This window comes from Chryseobacterium sp. BLS98, from assembly GCF_001045445.1.
Lineage (GTDB): Bacteria > Bacteroidota > Bacteroidia > Flavobacteriales > Weeksellaceae > Chryseobacterium.
Map to the genome: position 1 here is coordinate 920,300 of NZ_LFNF01000001.1, position 16,145 is coordinate 936,444.

Annotated in this window: 17 protein-coding genes and 2 tRNA genes; 6 read left to right on the forward strand and 13 right to left on the reverse strand. The window is 37.6% G+C overall.

What is annotated here, in order from left to right:
- Position 1: 1 nt before the first annotated feature.
- Positions 2 to 1,339 carry a TolC family protein gene (locus tag ACM40_RS04090; protein WP_048501520.1) on the reverse strand — a complete coding sequence of 446 codons (1,338 nt, stop codon included), beginning with the start codon at positions 1,337 to 1,339 and terminating at the stop codon, positions 2 to 4.
- A gap of 98 nt (positions 1,340 to 1,437) precedes the next feature.
- Here ACM40_RS04090 and ACM40_RS04095 point away from each other — a divergent pair, with 98 nt between their 5' ends.
- From ACM40_RS04095 to ACM40_RS04105, 3 genes are all read left to right on the forward strand, one after another.
- Positions 1,438 to 2,682, forward strand: a complete 1,245-nt coding sequence (locus ACM40_RS04095) for a bifunctional folylpolyglutamate synthase/dihydrofolate synthase (RefSeq protein ID WP_048501521.1) — start codon at positions 1,438 to 1,440, stop codon at positions 2,680 to 2,682.
- Positions 2,683 to 2,724: 42 nt separating this feature from the next.
- Positions 2,725 to 2,799 (forward strand) — tRNA-Val (locus tag ACM40_RS04100).
- A 35-nt stretch (positions 2,800 to 2,834) separates the two neighbouring features.
- Positions 2,835 to 2,909 (forward strand) — tRNA-Val (locus ACM40_RS04105).
- Between the two features lie 52 nt (positions 2,910 to 2,961).
- On the opposite strand, the gene ACM40_RS04110 is transcribed toward ACM40_RS04105, so the two are convergent.
- From ACM40_RS04110 to ACM40_RS04130, 5 genes are read right to left on the reverse strand one after another with little or no spacing between them, the layout of a single operon-like run.
- Positions 2,962 to 3,858 (reverse strand): glycosyltransferase family 2 protein, encoded by an 897-nt coding sequence (locus tag ACM40_RS04110; RefSeq protein ID WP_228376133.1) that lies wholly within the window; start codon positions 3,856 to 3,858, stop codon positions 2,962 to 2,964.
- Complete coding sequence (locus tag ACM40_RS04115; RefSeq protein WP_228376134.1) at positions 3,858 to 4,829, reverse strand: glycosyltransferase family 9 protein; 972 nt, start codon at positions 4,827 to 4,829, stop codon at positions 3,858 to 3,860. The genes ACM40_RS04110 and ACM40_RS04115 overlap by 1 nt, the downstream gene beginning before the upstream one ends.
- 2 nt (positions 4,830 to 4,831) lie before the next feature.
- A complete protein-coding gene (locus tag ACM40_RS04120) occupies positions 4,832 to 5,251 on the reverse strand; it encodes a SufE family protein (protein WP_040993040.1) in 420 nt (139 codons plus the stop codon).
- A gap of 47 nt (positions 5,252 to 5,298) precedes the next feature.
- Positions 5,299 to 6,393 (reverse strand): glycosyltransferase, encoded by a 1,095-nt coding sequence (locus ACM40_RS04125; RefSeq protein ID WP_048501523.1) that lies wholly within the window; start codon positions 6,391 to 6,393, stop codon positions 5,299 to 5,301.
- Positions 6,390 to 6,617, reverse strand: coding sequence for a hypothetical protein (locus tag ACM40_RS04130; protein WP_048501524.1), 228 nt, complete (start codon positions 6,615 to 6,617; stop codon positions 6,390 to 6,392). Before ACM40_RS04130 ends, ACM40_RS04125 begins: the two co-directional genes overlap by 4 nt.
- Positions 6,618 to 6,769: 152 nt before the next feature.
- Between ACM40_RS04130 and ACM40_RS04135 the strand changes: the two genes are divergently transcribed.
- Entirely contained in the window at positions 6,770 to 9,304 is a 2,535-nt protein-coding gene (locus ACM40_RS04135; protein WP_048501734.1) for an ATP-dependent Clp protease ATP-binding subunit, read from the forward strand.
- A 258-nt stretch (positions 9,305 to 9,562) separates the two neighbouring features.
- Here the strand turns inward: ACM40_RS04135 and ACM40_RS04140 are convergent, their stop codons facing one another.
- Positions 9,563 to 10,090, reverse strand: coding sequence for a hypothetical protein (locus ACM40_RS04140; RefSeq protein ID WP_048501525.1), 528 nt, complete (start codon positions 10,088 to 10,090; stop codon positions 9,563 to 9,565).
- 117 nt (positions 10,091 to 10,207) lie between these two features.
- Here ACM40_RS04140 and mnmA point away from each other — a divergent pair, with 117 nt between their 5' ends.
- On the forward strand, positions 10,208 to 11,395 hold the full coding sequence (mnmA, locus tag ACM40_RS04145) for a tRNA 2-thiouridine(34) synthase MnmA (RefSeq protein WP_048501526.1): 1,188 nt from the start codon (positions 10,208 to 10,210) through the stop codon (positions 11,393 to 11,395).
- Between the two features lie 152 nt (positions 11,396 to 11,547).
- On the opposite strand, the gene ACM40_RS04150 is transcribed toward mnmA, so the two are convergent.
- Genes ACM40_RS04150 through ACM40_RS20710 form a run of 3 tightly spaced genes read right to left on the reverse strand, consistent with a single transcriptional unit; the run spans position 11,548 to position 13,497 of the window.
- Positions 11,548 to 12,369, reverse strand: coding sequence for a hypothetical protein (locus tag ACM40_RS04150; protein ID WP_048501527.1), 822 nt, complete (start codon positions 12,367 to 12,369; stop codon positions 11,548 to 11,550).
- Between the two features lie 5 nt (positions 12,370 to 12,374).
- Entirely contained in the window at positions 12,375 to 12,857 is a 483-nt protein-coding gene (locus ACM40_RS04155) for a hypothetical protein (protein WP_228376138.1), read from the reverse strand.
- On the reverse strand, positions 12,745 to 13,497 hold the full coding sequence (locus ACM40_RS20710) for a glycine-rich domain-containing protein (RefSeq protein WP_048501529.1): 753 nt from the start codon (positions 13,495 to 13,497) through the stop codon (positions 12,745 to 12,747). Before ACM40_RS20710 ends, ACM40_RS04155 begins: the two co-directional genes overlap by 113 nt.
- Positions 13,498 to 13,617: 120 nt before the next feature.
- On the opposite strand from ACM40_RS20710, the gene ACM40_RS04165 reads away from it, so the two are divergent.
- Positions 13,618 to 14,514 carry a hypothetical protein gene (locus ACM40_RS04165; protein WP_048501530.1) on the forward strand — a complete coding sequence of 299 codons (897 nt, stop codon included), beginning with the start codon at positions 13,618 to 13,620 and terminating at the stop codon, positions 14,512 to 14,514.
- A 128-nt stretch (positions 14,515 to 14,642) separates the two neighbouring features.
- Here ACM40_RS04165 and ACM40_RS04170 read toward each other — a convergent pair whose 3' ends face one another.
- Genes ACM40_RS04170 through ACM40_RS04180 form a run of 3 tightly spaced genes read right to left on the reverse strand, consistent with a single transcriptional unit; the run spans position 14,643 to position 16,028 of the window.
- A complete protein-coding gene (locus ACM40_RS04170) occupies positions 14,643 to 15,386 on the reverse strand; it encodes a LytR/AlgR family response regulator transcription factor (protein ID WP_083996785.1) in 744 nt (247 codons plus the stop codon).
- Between the two features lie 47 nt (positions 15,387 to 15,433).
- Positions 15,434 to 15,709, reverse strand: a complete 276-nt coding sequence (locus tag ACM40_RS04175) for a 2TM domain-containing protein (RefSeq protein WP_048501531.1) — start codon at positions 15,707 to 15,709, stop codon at positions 15,434 to 15,436.
- Positions 15,710 to 15,731: 22 nt separating this feature from the next.
- Positions 15,732 to 16,028 carry a 2TM domain-containing protein gene (locus ACM40_RS04180; RefSeq protein ID WP_048501532.1) on the reverse strand — a complete coding sequence of 99 codons (297 nt, stop codon included), beginning with the start codon at positions 16,026 to 16,028 and terminating at the stop codon, positions 15,732 to 15,734.
- Positions 16,029 to 16,145 lie beyond the last annotated feature (117 nt).

Genomic DNA, 16,145 nt, shown 5'->3' on the forward strand with positions numbered 1-16,145 from the left:
TTTACAAAGTTAATGGAATTCCTGAATAGAAGTTCAGCAGCTTAAGACTGAAAAGATAATTATATTTTGCCTGCGCAACTGATCCCTGTGCATTGGCGTAGTTATTTCTGGCCACATTCACATCATAAATGGTAGATCTTCCTGCTGCATAGCTTTTATCTGCGAACTCCAGAGCCAGTTTTGTGCTTTTCTCTGTTTCCAGTGCCGAAAGATAGGTCTCATAGTTGGCATCCACATCAAACTGGGCTTTCTGTACATTCTGCCTCACAGTCTGTTTCTGCTGTTCCAGAGTATTTTTGGCCACATTCTGATTGATTACAGACTGTTCTACCTGCAATCTGGTAATTCCTTTGTTGAAAATAGGAATGTTCAGGGAAAGACCTACATTCTGACCGAAGTTATCTTTATACTGTTTGAAAAAAGAGGGATCATTAACAATGTTCCCCAACTGGTCATAGTTTTTGCTTAACATATTATTATAGAACGAGGAAATACCGGCACTCGCAGTCAGTGTCGGCCAAAATGCAGTCCTGGTAACTTCCGTCTGTGCTTCGGCAGATTTGATCCTGCTTTCTGCAGCTTTAATCTGAGGCTGGCTCTCATAAGCCGTCGCAAGAACTTCATCGACAGATTTCAGCTGTGAGGGAAGCGTATCTGAGACTGCAACATCTTCTACATCAAAACCTTTGTAATCAGGAAGCTGTAAAAGTTGAACAATGGCAAATAATGCCCTTCCCACATTGATTTCTGCCGTTTTCAGGTTTTGCTTTTCTCTGGCAAGGGCTGCTTCAGCCTCTGCAAGAACTGTTTGTGCAGTCGTTCCTACCTGAGTCGTTATTTTGGCCCTGTCATATTGTTTCTGGGCATTTTCTACAGCACTTTGGGAAATCTTCACAATCTCTTTATTCAGAAGAACCGTAAGGTATTGCTGCGCGATCTGAAGGGAAATATCATTTTTGATCGTTTCTATATCGTACTGGCTGGCCTCTACATCAAACTGTATTTTTCTGATGTTTTTCTCCAATCTGCCATTATTATAAAGCAGGACATCCGCACCCAGGTTCGCACTGTTGTTGAACCTGTCATTCCTGATACTTCCCGTACCCAATGGAAGCTGCCCAAAACTCACTGAATTGGACATCCCCGCTGATACAGAAGGCAGGTATTCTTTTTTAGCCATTTTAAGATTAGAATCCTGGATCTGTTTAGAATATTGATTTTGGATAACCTGAAGATTATGTTCCACGGCATAGTCCACGCATTCTCTTAAGGACCATTTCTTCTGAGCACTCAGCCCCAGACAACTTAATCCAAAAACGATAATCCAAACTTTTTTCATATTAATAATTTTCCCAATTAGACGAGCCAAATATAAAAAAGTTACAGTTTAAAAAAATTATTGTTTCTTTTTAATAAAACTTTTGAGAATTTTGTACCATGACAACCGAACAATACCAGGAATCTGTCGACTGGCTTTTCGTACAGGCTCCCAACTATCAGATTGACGGCCTTAAAGCCTATAAACCGGGATTAGACAACATCACAAAGCTTTGTGCTTTCTTTGGCAATCCGCAGGAAAAGATACAATGCATCCACATCGGAGGAACAAACGGAAAAGGGTCTTCAAGCAATATGCTGGCCTCGGTTCTGCAGGAGGCAGGATATAAGGTGGGGTTATATAATTCTCCTCATCTCATTGATTTCACGGAACGCATTAAGGTAAATGGCAAGAACTGCAATAAAGAGTTTGTCTATGATTTTATCCAAAAGCTTAAAACTCTTCCTAAAGATATCCTCCCTTCTTTTTTTGAATTTACAACCATTATGGCTTTTGAATATTTTTACCAACAAAAGGTAGATTTTGCCATTATTGAGGTGGGGCTTGGCGGAAGGCTGGATTCCACGAATATCATTAAACCTTTGGTTGCCGCCATTACGAATGTACAGCTGGATCATCAGAATATTTTAGGAAATACTATCGAAGAAATCGCAGCAGAAAAAGCGGGTATTATCAAAAGCGGCATTGCTGTTATTTCAGGAGATGAAAACGAAGCTGTTAAAAATATCATCAGGCAAAAAGCTGAAAAGGAAAACGCTCCGTTTATTGATGCAACGGTGATACAATCTGATTTAACCTCCGATTTGAAAGGAATTTACCAAAAGAAAAACATTCGGGTTGTTCTTGCTCTAATAGAAGAATTAAAAAAGATAAATATTCCTGTTTCCGAAGAAAATATTGAGAAAGGACTACTGAATGTTCATCAGAACACCGGTTTTATCGGCCGCTGGTTTGAATTTTCAAAAAATCCGCTTACGATCTGTGACACGGGGCATAATCAGGCCGGGCTGGAATATGTATTTTTCCAGCTGAATGCTATTGACCGTCATAAACATATTATCCTGGGTTTTGTCAATGATAAAAAAATAGATGAAGTTATGGCCCTTCTTCCTGAAAATTCAGAATTTTATTTTGCAAAACCATCCATCAATAGGGGAAGACATCCGGAAGACTATGAAAATCTTTTACAGGAGGCAAAAATTTCCTATAAAATTTTCAATTCGGTGCAGGAAGCCTATCTTTCTGCAAAAGAGCAATGTACAAAAGAAGAAATGATTTTTATAGGTGGAAGTAATTTTGTTGTGGGAGAATTTTTAGAAAAAAATTTGGAGATTTCCGAATAAGTCGTATATTTGCACCACTCTAAACGAGAAAACAAGTATAGAGGGTTCTTAGCTCAGTTGGTTCAGAGCATCTGGTTTACACCCAGAGGGTCGGGGGTTCGAATCCCTCAGGACCCACAAAAAAGGAAACTGAAGCCTTTCAAAAAATTTCAGGGCTCTTAGCTCAGTTGGTTCAGAGCATCTGGTTTACACCCAGAGGGTCGGGGGTTCGAATCCCTCAGGGCCCACAAAATCTCTCAGGAAACTGGGAGATTTTTTTGTTTATAAATATCAAAATTATTACTCTTTCATAAGTCTGATAAGCAATCCTAATTTGTACAGATCAAGATAGCGCAGATTAACATTTCCTCTTAACAATTTCGTCTTAAGAGTGTGCAATGTTTTATCACCTAAAGAAAGGTTGATAAAAGGCTTAAAAAGCAACTTATTGTACAGTTTTACCAATTTGACTTCTGATAATTTTGACTTCAGACTTTCGTCTTTAAGCATTTTGGCCAGACTTTCTACAGATTCCACTACTTTTTCAAGATATATAGTATTAGTTTCAAGATCATTATTAAGAATCGGGTTGTCTATGTGGTCTATCTTTATTTTTTCTGATTTTAGGTCCATCGCAAAAAGAAGATCTTCATACCCATATTTTTGAAAGTCAGGATTGAAATACACTTTTTTAAAGACGTCTCTTTTAATGATAAAATTGTTGGTCTGAAAACTTAAATAAGGCTTATTCAAACGAAGCTCGATAGGCAGGTTTTCCCTTTCAGCAGCAAATTTCCACCTTAAATAATATTCAGGAGCCGGAGCGTATCCCAAAATACTTCTGCCGCCATAAATAACCTTCGTGTCCTGATCTTTTAGTATAAACTCTGTATAATTTTTTAAGAAGTTTTTCTCTGTAATTTTTCCATCACAGTCAAGAAATAACAGATACTCCCCTATTACATACTTTTGAAAAAGGTTACGTATCTTTGATCTTCCTATATTTTTTTCAAGAAAAATGAAGTTTTCAACCTCATTTTGAAGCACTTGATTAGTCTTTTTATAGCTTTCAAGAGAAGCATCGTCAATTAAAATAATTTCTGCATCGATTCCGTTAACACCAATCTCTTTCTTTAAATCAGATACGAGCCCGCGAACATCAAAATTATAGACCGGAATGCAGATTGATAACAACATTATAATTGGATTATTTCAACAATCTTCTGAATATTAAGCTCTTCCAGGCAAGCCCAATCGCCACGGTAACATTCTTTATCTCCAAAAACAGAACAAGGCCTGCAGGTAAGATCTTTCACCTGAATTACATCATCTTCGCTCTGTCCGAAGCCTAAAAACCCCGCATAAGGATGGGTTGAACCCCATACTGAAACACACCGGGTTCCTACAAGGCTTGCAAGGTGCATATTGGCAGAATCCATGGAAATCATCAGTCCCAGTTCAGAGATTTTCTGAAGCTCTTCTGAGAGGCTTAATTTTCCTGAAAGGCTTTTTGTATTGGGAATTTCGCTTTCCCATTGTTCAAGGGTTTCTGTTTCTTTTTTACCGCCTCCAAAGAAATAGATGGAGTGTTTTTGAGCCAAAATTTTCGCGAGCTCGTAAGATTTCTCCAGAGGAAGCATTTTTCCCTTGTGCTGTGCAAAAGGAGCCAGCCCTATTCCTGATTTCTGTCCCGGCGCCGGCCTAAGCTTATGGGAAAGCTCAACTTTAAAACCCATAGCGCGGAAAACATCAGCATAGCGCTCAACAGTCTTTTTCAACTGCACTTTATTCAGGTTCCAGACGTCTGTAAGCTCTTCTTTTTCTTCTTTGCCTTTATTTATTTTAAAAACTTTAAATCCTTTTCTTCTGAAAATTCTATCAAGGATTTTGGTTCTTATCACATCATGAAGATTGGCTATAAAATCAGGGTTAAACTCTTTAGCCAGTTCATTCGCCAGTCTTCTTAATCCAAAGACCCCTTTATAGTCATCAAGATTAATTCCTTTAAATGTAACGTTCGGGATATCAGCAAATAAGCTTTCAAAGTTTTTCCTGGAAACCATGACAATTTCCACATCCGGATTCTGTTCCAGGAACTCCCTAAAGACAGGCGCCGTCATCGCGACATCGCCAAAAGCAGAAAAACGATATGCTAAAATTCTGGTCACGGTTACGATTTTAGCTGATAGGCAACTGCGTAAAATTTGATCTGTTTTGTCATCGCCATTAATCCGTTTGCTCTGGACGGCGATAGAAACTCCTGAAGCCCGATCTCTGAAATGAATTCAAAATCGGAATCTAAGATTTCCTGAGTGGAATGCCCGCTGTAAATGCTGACCAGAAGAGAAACAATTCCCTTTGGAAGAATTCCGTCGGAATCTGCATTGAAAAAAAGTTTACCATCTTTGAACTCAGCATCAATCCACACCTTACTCTGACAGCCTTTAATTAAATTATCATCCGTTTTGCGGTCTTCCGGCAGCCCTTTCAGCTCTTTTCCAAGATCAATAATATACTCATATTTTTGTTCCCAGTCATCCAGAAATGCAAATTCGTCGATTATTTCCTGCTGTTTTTGTTTAATGGTCATTTTGTTAACAAATTTTAATGCAAAGATACCAATTTTATAAAGATTATTTATTCGGATGCTTTTTCAAAAACGTTCAATAGTTTGATTTCCTCATTTTCCCAGCAGAAAGCTTCGGAAGCCTTTTCAAGTTCAGACTGATAGCTTTTCCTTCCTTTATCAAGAATTTTCTGAATAGCAGCAGCAATATTTCTGGGCTTGTGATCTTTGATAATTTCTCCTACATCAAACCTGTTTTTGATATTCTGCATTTCAGGAAGATTCGAAAGCACCAGTGGCACCCGTGACTGAATACAGTCCAGAACCTTGTTCGGCAGTGAATAAAGATAACTTTCGCCGCCATTTTCCTCAATACTCATTCCCACATCAGCTGTTACCGTAATGTTCCTTAAATCATCTGGTTTCAATTTTCCTAAAAACTGAACTTTATGCTGAAGCTTTTCTTTATGTACAAGTTCTTCATATTCTTTTTTTCTGGGGCCGTCACCTGCTATTTTGAAAATCACTTCATCAAGATGATGCATGGCCAGGATAGCCTTGTCGATACCGCGAAAAGGATTGATAGCCCCTTGGTACAAAAGTATTTTAGGGTTGTTTTCAGGAATTTCCATTATAAAATCAACCTTTTTCGGGGCATTCTGGATAACAACCGGATCAACTCCGTATTTTTCACGGAACCATTTTGCATAGCTTCCACTGGCCGTAATCATAAATTTAAGGTTGGGAATGACCTTTTTTTCAAGATACCGCCAAATTTTTTGTGACATTTTGCCCTGAATTGCAGGCATTTCTGAAAAAATTTCATGACTGTCAAAAATCAGGGGAATGTTCAGCTTTCTGGCAATAAGATAATTAGGCAGCAATGCATCCAGATCATTGGCATGAAGAATGGTATTCTGATCCGCTTTTTTATTTAACCGCCTGTATAGTTTCCAGTTGAACTCAAAGTAAGCCGTTTTGAGACTTTTTGAATCCAAATGGATCCGTGAAAGTGGATAAGGACGTTCCATAGGGTCTGCACCCTTCCAGTCATTTCCTATAAGTTCCACCTGGTAACCCGCTTCATGCAAAGTCCTGCATACCTTCTCTATACGCTGATCCGTGTACAGATTACTGAAAGCAGAAATAATTACTTTTTTTTTCATTGCTTTCTATTTCCAGCCAGCAAATGATAAATCTGGATAAAGCAGATCAGTCCGTTTGGAATAATAACAGGCCATAGAGGTCCGCTAAAAAAACCATAAATGACAAAACAGATACAGCCTATCATGTTGACAATTCTGATTTTTCTTACATCTTTTAATATGAAGCTCAGCACTATGAATATTGATGCAGAATAACCGATATATGTAGTAATTTCGGGATTCATGGGGAAATTTTAAAGGATCACAAACTTAATCATTTTCAATAAGATAATAAAATTTTTTCTGCCATAAAGTCATTAATTGATTTTTGGTAAAATATTTGTAATTTAGATAATGAATAAATGGCACCACCGCCGTTATTCTAATGAGATATATTATGGATTATAAGTTTTCACAAGGTTTGAGCCAGGTGTTCAAACAAAGCAAGAGCGAAGCGAAAAGGCTCAAAAGTGAATTTCTTAATACAGAACATCTACTTTTAGGTATTATAAAAACAGAAAACTCTGCAAAAGAAATCCTTCAAAACCTTAATGCGGATTTAACACAAATCAGAAGAAAAATTGAAACTCTAAATACAGCAAGTCTTAATCCTATTTCTGAGGAGGTTACTAATATTTCTTTCACCAAGATGGCAGATCATGCGATCAAACGTGCTGAGCTGGAATGCAGGCAATACAAAAGCAATGAAATTAATACCGTTCATTTGCTTTTAGGCATTCTTTACAAATATGAGGACCCTACTTCAAATATTCTGGGAGCTTATGACATCGATTATGAAGGAGTTTCAAGAGAATACCAGACCATGCTTAAAAATTCCGGGCAGGCACCACAAATGAGTGCTTATGATGATGACGATGAAAGAGAGGAATTTGAGCAGATGAGAAAGCCTACCGGAAATTTAGGCTCTGCAAAAAGTAAAACCCCTACATTGGATAACTTTGGTAGAGACCTGACTTCTTTGGCAAGAGATGGGAAATTAGACCCTGTAATCGGCCGTGAGAAAGAAATTGAGAGAGTTTCTCAGATTTTATCACGAAGAAAGAAAAACAACCCTCTTCTTATCGGTGAACCGGGAGTTGGTAAATCTGCTATTGCAGAAGGACTGGCTTTGAGAATTCAGCAGAAGAAAGTATCTAGGGTTCTTTACGGAAAACGTGTGATCACGCTGGATCTGGCAAGTTTAGTAGCCGGAACAAAATACCGTGGCCAGTTTGAAGAAAGAATGAAGGCAATTATGACCGAGCTGGAGAAAAACAGGGATGTCATCTTGTTCATTGATGAGCTTCACACGATTGTGGGCGCAGGAAGTTCTACAGGAAGCCTTGATGCTTCCAATATGTTCAAACCTGCTTTGGCAAGGGGTGAAATTCAATGCATCGGGGCTACGACTCTGGATGAGTACCGTCAGTATATTGAGAAAGACGGAGCTTTGGAAAGAAGATTCCAGAAAGTAATGGTAGAACCGACTTCCATTGATGAAACGATCCAGATTCTGAATCAGATCAAAGATAAATATGAAGAACACCATAATGTAGTGTATACTCCGGAAGCTATTTTAGCGTGCGTTAATCTGACATCCAGATATATTACAGACCGTTTCTTACCGGATAAGGCTATTGATGCCATGGATGAAGCTGGTTCCCGTGTGTACATCAAAAACATGAAAGTTCCTACTGAGATCATTGATTTCGAAAAGAAAATTGAAGACATCAAGGAAATGAAGCAGAAAGCTGTAAAAGCTCAGGATTATCTTGAAGCCAGAAAGCTTAAGGATGAAGAAGAACGTCTTCAGATGGAACTGAATGTGGCTCAGGAAAAATGGGACAAAGATGTAAAAGAGAAAAAAGAAACCGTAACGGAAGAAAATGTAGCCGAAGTGGTTTCTATGATGAGTGGAGTTCCGGTAACCAAAGTGGGCAAAAATGAGCTTGATAAACTGGCTCAGATGGATGAAAAACTGAATGGAAAAGTAATCGGTCAGGAAGATGCTGTGAAAAAGGTTGTTAAGGCCATTCAGAGAAACAGAGCCGGTCTTAAAGATCCTAACCGTCCCATCGGTACCTTTATCTTCCTTGGTACAACCGGGGTTGGTAAAACCGAGCTTGCTAAAGTAATGGCAAGAGAACTTTTCGAATCCGATGAATCCCTGATCCGTATCGACATGAGTGAATACATGGAGAAATTCGCGGTTTCAAGATTGGTGGGAGCGCCTCCGGGATATGTTGGATATGAAGAAGGCGGTCAGTTAACTGAAGCCGTAAGAAGAAAACCTTATGCTGTGGTTCTTCTGGATGAGATAGAAAAAGCTCACCCTGATGTATTCAATATCCTTCTGCAAATTCTTGATGAAGGCCATGTAACGGATAGTTTAGGAAGAAAAATTGATTTTAGAAATACAATCATCATCCTTACCTCAAACATCGGAACAAGAGATCTTAAAGATTTCGGAGACGGTGTAGGATTTGGAACTTCAGCTAAAAAGACCGGTTCAGATACAAGAGCAAGAAGCACTATTGAAAATGCCCTTAAAAAAGCATTTGCCCCTGAATTCCTAAACAGAATTGATGATATTGTGATCTTTAACTCTCTTGTACAGGATGATATCAAGAAAATTATTGATATTGAACTGAGCAAGCTTTATAGCAGACTTGAAAAATTAGGCTACAAAGTAGAGTTAACTGAAGAAGCGAAAGATTTCATTTCTGAAAAAGGATGGGATAAAGATTTTGGTGCAAGACCACTAAAACGTGCAATTCAGAAATACATTGAAGACTTATTGGCAGAAATGCTGGTCAACAAGCAATTATCTGAAGGAGAAACAGTAATCCTGGATCTTAATGATACAAAAGATGCGTTAATTGGAAAAGCTCCAAAAGCAAAAAAGACAACTGAAAAGTCTTCCCAATCGTAATTGATTACTATAATTATATAGAAAAGCACCGGAAAATCCGGTGCTTTTTTGTTTTTAATAGGTTTTGGCTGAAGCCGAATTAAATATGTTTAAAAAGTTAAGCGGGCTAAAGCCCGCACCTATGAATCATTATCTGGCCACGAATGCACGAATTTAAATAGACGCTTGTGCCTATTATTTTTCATAGCTTATTATTAAACTTAAAAAGCATTTTTAAGGCTATTATCTGTGTAAATTCGTGAATTCGTGGCTAAAAAATTAAAGCCCTACAACGAAACCTATATTAGGGACAAGTCCACTTGAGAATACACTTGAATTTTCTTTCCAAAGCACATTATACATGAGTCCCAACTGCATAAAAGAATTACTGCCAATCCTCTGCATGTAGCCACCCCCCAAATATAAAGCGGTTTCCTGCTCGTTCACTTTGTAATCGTAAAATTTATCTTTATAATTGATGAAATACTGCTGAAGATTTGCTCCTACATAAAAGGACCTGGCAATATAATAGTTGACAAAAGGCCCCACACCGAACATCGTGGATTTATAATAATCGGAGGTCTGCCAGGAAACACTTCCCACAACACCGCCTTCAAGGTCGTCGGTAATTTTATATCCTACTCTTGGGGAAGCCTGAAGATAAAATGCACTGTTGCTTCCGAACCCGACACCAATCCCTCCACCGAAGGTCCATCTGTTAGTTTCTTGTGAACCCGTACCTATTGAAACCTGGGAAAATAATGATCCTGATATCACCAGCATCAGAGGAATAATAATTTTTTTCATATTAATATCGTTTTTATCAATGTTTAAAATTATGGTTTTTTTACGAATTTATTTAGTTGTATTTTTGCCCCGTCAAACTAAGAACTCCCGTTAAGAGTTTCGTAAAATTGAAATACAATGAAAGTAGTAGTAGGATTATCCGGAGGTGTAGATTCCAGCGTTACAGCATATCTTCTGCAGCAGCAGGGGCATGATGTGGTTGCCCTGTTTATGAGAAACTGGAACGACGCTTCCGTGACCCTTGAGGATGAATGTCCGTGGATTGAAGACAGTAATGACGCCCTGATGGTTGCCCAGAAGCTGGGAATTCCTTTCCAGGTGATCGATATGAGTGAGCTTTACAAAGAGCGCATCGTAGATTATATGTTTGATGAATACCAGAAAGGGAGAACCCCGAATCCTGATGTTCTGTGCAACAGAGAAGTCAAATTTGATGTTTTTATGAAAACAGCCATGTCTTTAGGTGCTGATAAAGTGGCTACAGGACATTATGCACAGGTGAACTCAACTTTTGATGAAAACGGAAAGGAAATTTTTCATCTTCTGGCTGGAAAAGACAACAATAAAGACCAGTCTTATTTCCTGTGCCAATTAAGCCAGGAACAGCTGTCTAAAGCCCTTTTTCCGATCGGAGAACTGACAAAACCCCAGGTAAGGGAAATTGCTAAAGAAATCGGACTTGTGACTGCCGACAAAAAAGATTCCCAAGGGTTGTGCTTTATCGGAAAAGTAAGTCTTCCTCAGTTTTTGCAGCAGCAACTTATTCCTAAAGAAGGGGAAATTGTAGAAATTTTCAAAGATTCACCTTTATTTTCGGTAGAAAAACCTGAATTTTCTTCAAAAGAAGAAGAGCTGGAATATCTGTCTCAGAAAATCAATTATAAAAAATCCGACGGTAAGGTAATCGGAAAGCACCAGGGTGCACAGTTTTTCACAATCGGACAAAGCAAAGGACTTGGTATTGGTGGTCACAAAGAAAGTTGTTTTGTGGTTTCCAGAGATATGGAAAACAATATTATTTTTGTAGGCGAAGGCCACAGCTTCCCGGGACTCCATAAAAATGCATTAAAAATAGATCAATCAGAAGTGCATTGGGTTCGTGAGGATATGAAGCTGGAAAATGGTGGCTCTATGGAAGTAATGGCAAGATTCAGGTACAGGCAGCCTTTACAAAAAGCTACTCTTTATCAGTTTGGAAATGCAGCTTATATTGAATTTGATGAGCCGCAGTCTGCGATTGCCGAAGGACAGTTTGCCGCATGGTATATTGGTGAAGAACTGATCGGCAGTGGCGTTATTGGATAAAAAAATAAAAAGACCTCTTACTGGTCTCTATAAATCCCGAAGCATATTTGTTTCGGGGTTATTTTTTTCAATTGACTCTTCAACTTACGCACGAATTCAGTCAATATAAAAAACACATTGATAATAAGTTTTAAAATAATTATCTGTTATATTTACAGATATCGATCTTCATCATAATAGTACTCCAGCTTACTTTCCACATCTTTCACAATGATATCCAGATCTTTTGCTACGTGATCTCCATAGAAGTTGACAAACAGCAATTGATCCGTTTTCTTAGCATACACCAGATTATATTTTGTTTTCATAAAATCACGGAAAGAGTATATTCTCTCACTTGAATCCAGTTTTGCAGTCGTGGAATAATCTTTTAATATTAATCCGGCTTTTCTGGTAAAGATTTTAGCATTAAAAATTTCCAGAATATCCTGAAGAGGGATGTCAATTATTTCTGAGCCTGCAAGTCTGTAATTTCCAATTTCTTTAAGGAAATCTGCCTGTACCGAATATTCCACAGATATTTTCAGATCTATTTTTATTTCTACTTTTTCTCCTTCAGCATTAAAAATCTGTATGATAAAATCTTCGCCTTCCTTTCCTTGAAAAATCGCTATTTCTTTGGTTTCAAATGCATATTCTACAGCATACTTGCTGTACCTTGAATAAACGATTATATTTCTTATTAAGGTCAATATAAAAGCTGTCAGCAAATAAGGAATGATGAAAACCAGTATGATCACGATTAAAATGTAAAAAATTGCAAGACCAAAGGAAAAAGTCTCTTCCTTTAAAAAAGGATTATAATCAAATATTAATGCCTTAAAAATGAGTATTGAAAACGTTATGTTCAAAATGATAAACAGATACGTTTCCCAATTAACTTCATACCCCTGCTTTTGTATGGGAATATCCTGGTATAAAATATTTTTTTCCTTTTCTGTAAATTTTCTGGTCGTAACATTACTTTTTATCATCTCATTCAGATTTGCTTATGTTCCCTATTTCCTTTTGAACCGGGTTGGCACAGAATCACAATACCTTGTATGATCAATAGCACGACGAGATATCCAACCGGTTTTTCCAGCATTAATCCTTTGATCAGTTTTACAATTCCTATCATTAAAATGAAAATCATAAAGTAAGAAGTTATTTTTGAATTTCTTTCTTTAAAAAATTGAAGGATTATAGTAAAAGTATAGAAACCAAGCAGAAGAATTAAGTAAAACTTTAGAAATTCCGGTCCTTTCATAGAGATTGGATCATAGATATGATGGGTAAGAACAAGCCAAATCATGCTTATGATTACCGGTACTGAATATAAAAGTATCTTTTTCATAGCTTCTGATTTTTTAACCACCACATCCTCCACCGCAGCCGCCACATCCTCCTCCACAGCCACTTCCACATCCGCTGCTTCCGCCACTGCAACTTGAGCCTCCACCATCACTGCTGCCGCCTCCAACGCTTCCGTCATCTTTCTTCTTCCCGTTAACCTCCGCGTTAACACTCCCAAATAAGGAAAGGAATAAACCAAAAACCATAATGCCTGCGAAGGACAGAACAATTGTTCCTATAGTGCTTAAAACTTCCCCAAGACAGGATGAAAGCATAAGTAAAACCAGTAGTAATGGAATAATCCTAAGTTTTTTCAACCAAATCTTAGTTATTTTTGGAGGTTCTTTTTCGTACCAGATATCTTTTGGCGCTTCACTCTGGAAGATCTCCCGGTAACTTTTCAGGGTTTCTGAAAACCAGTTCCGGTGCCTCATGTTCTCCGAAACACCTCCATTGGATGGATGGTGATGAAGTTTTCTTTTTAAAACATCAGGACAAAATTCCTCCCAGTAATTTTGGGTGTAAATAAGGTGCATATGCCATACCTTATCCACGGTTTCGCTTGGTGATGCTCCGTTCGGTAAAATACAGCAGAGATAAACAAATTTTTTGTACTCCTGAATGGCTTTCATGGTAAAATCTAAAGTCCAGCCTTCTTCTTTGGCCAGTTTTTTAGAAAAAGGAAAATCAGCATCTGAAGCATCTAATGAAAAGCTTTGAATTCGGTTCCAAAGGATTTCGTCTTTTAATAAGATTGTTGTTTCCATTGTGTTAACTTTTATTTTTCTACTCAAATATCATTTGATTTTAAAATATAAAAGTCTTTCGTAAATCTTATTTGGATGCATAAAAATCTTATATTAGTCTTATAAAATTAAAACAAACGAATGAAAAAAGAGGATATTCTCCATCTTGAGAAACTGATGAATTTTCTCAGCCTGCACTTTTTAAAGAAAAACCATTGGGAAGATGTTACGAAAACGGAATGGTCATACATCGTTGCAGAAATTAATGACCTTATCGTCAGTGACTATGAAGAGAAGGGCATAAAAAAAGCAGCTGATACCCTGGGATCAAACTATCTTTATGAACACCTGATAATCAATAAACTAAAGAAATATTACCACAACGAAAATTCGGTTTTAAGCAAACCGAATCTGGCCAAATTAAGCCTTATCGTTAAAGTCCTGGGATATTCAAATTATATTGATTTTATTAATTCCCACACAGGAACATTCAACTTCAATAATTTGAGGATTGACATGGATAATGTGAAGCAGAATACGGTTCTTCTGGACCGTCTGGTAGGCTGCTGGTATTCTTACAACAGGAATTTGCCCGACAACCGATCGGAAGCCAAGGACGACCGCATATGGCGTTCGGCAATGGAAATCTACAAATCTGAGACTTCCGGGGAATATTATATTGAGCGAAGCGGCGGGGATCACCATAAGTATTTCGGGAAGGTGACGGCCTATTCGGATTATGTATTCATCATCATGAACAGTAATACATTCATCCGGCAGAGACATTTTATCTCAAGGATAAAAGATATCAAGGAAAAGCTCAAAAATCCAGAATATAAGCTCCATGAGTTGCATTTTATAAGTACGTGTATCAGTTTTAACCAGGAGCCTATCGCCCTGTTTGAAATATTTCAGAAAGCAGACAAAAAGACCTTTATTGCAGACTCTATTAGCTTTCCGATTGACAGTGATGAAATCCCGAAATCTATTATTAAACAGCTTGAAGACACTGAATCTAACAGGATAGATTACAGGTAGATGCGGTGCGGGTTACGAGGTGCGAGGTGCGGGTTTAATGTTTGATGTTTATAGTCTAAGGTTTAAAGTTATGGGATATTATTGCTGTGGCTATTAAGATCTGATATCTGAAATCTAAGGTCTATCTTCTAACCTACCAGCCAGTCTTTAAAATCTTTCACCCTGTCGCGGCTCACGGTGATCTCTTCCTGAGGCTGAAATTCCATATCCACTTTATAGTAAGGAGAGGTATGAATGTTTTTTATGTAATCTGAATTGATAATAAACTGCCTGTTTACCCTAAAAAATTTTTTCTCATCCAAGATATCTTCCAGCTCATCAAGCGTGAAATCTGAGGGATAAACGCGCTCTGCCGTCTGGAGATATACAATTTTATTTTCACTGAAAAAACAGCTTATTTCGTGGGTCTGGACAATTTTCAGGTTATATCCTATTTTTACCAGGACTCTGGACAGGGTAGATTTTTCTTTCCTGATCAGCTGCTTGATGTCTTCGGACCCTGTTGTATTACTTGCCGGTATAAACGATTTGAATTTTTCTACCGCTCCGGAAAGGTCTTCTTCCAGGATAGGTTTCAAAAGGTAATCGATGCTGTTCAGCTTAAATGCTTTCAGGGTATACTGATCAAAAGCTGTGGTATAAATGATAAACCCTTTGGTGGGTATTTTTTCAAAGATATCGAAGGATAAACCGTCTCCAAGAACAATGTCGGAAAAAATAAGCTGTGGATGTTCATTTTCGGAAAACCAGGCTATTCCTTCTTCTACCGATTCTATTTTCGCAACTACTTCTATTTCAGGGAAATTACTCAGCATTCTTTCCAGCTTTCTTGAGGCGGGTTTTTCATCTTCAATAATGACAGTCTTGATCATTGGTTATTGTTTTTAACAGGGATAAAATTAGATAAAAAAGGGAAAGATTAAAAGTCTATGTTCTTTTTACCCTTGTTCATCTCTTTTTCTATGATCTTATTTTCCCATTCCGCATCCAAAAGAAACAGTTTTACAGCTTTTACTGTTAAAACAATTCCCCATATCAATAGGATTATAGATCCGTCAAATAAAGAGAGATTAATGGTCCCATTTTCAAAAATATCGTCAAAAAATATAAATGCGGCGACTATACCAAACCAAAGAAGGCTTTTATAGAATTTTTTAAGCTGGCCGACTCTTTCGTATGCGTTATTGTAATCCATGATAATTAAAGTTTTAAGGTTATTATAATGTTTTTGTATTGTTTTTCTCCTGATTCATCAGTTCCTGGATTTTTTTTTCCTCCCATTCTTTTCCTATCCCAAAAACATTGACTGCATGAGCTACAATTCCTATTCCCCATCCCAGCATCGGCCAGTAAAACCATAAATGTTGCGGAGCAGTAAGAAGATTCAAAGCCAGCAGGAATGGAATGACTAAACAATATGAAGTAAGGTTTCCGTAGAACCCTTTCAGTTCTTTTACTCTTTTGGCTGCTTTTTCGTAAGCTAATGTTTCTTTTGTGTATCCTAATGTTTCCATAATCTTTAATTTAAAAGGTTGTTGATTGTTTTTGTTGAATCAAAGGTAGGTCAGAAACAAGGCTCTAATCAACTTTATATGACCGAATGGTAGAATATGATTACTGAATGGTAAAAT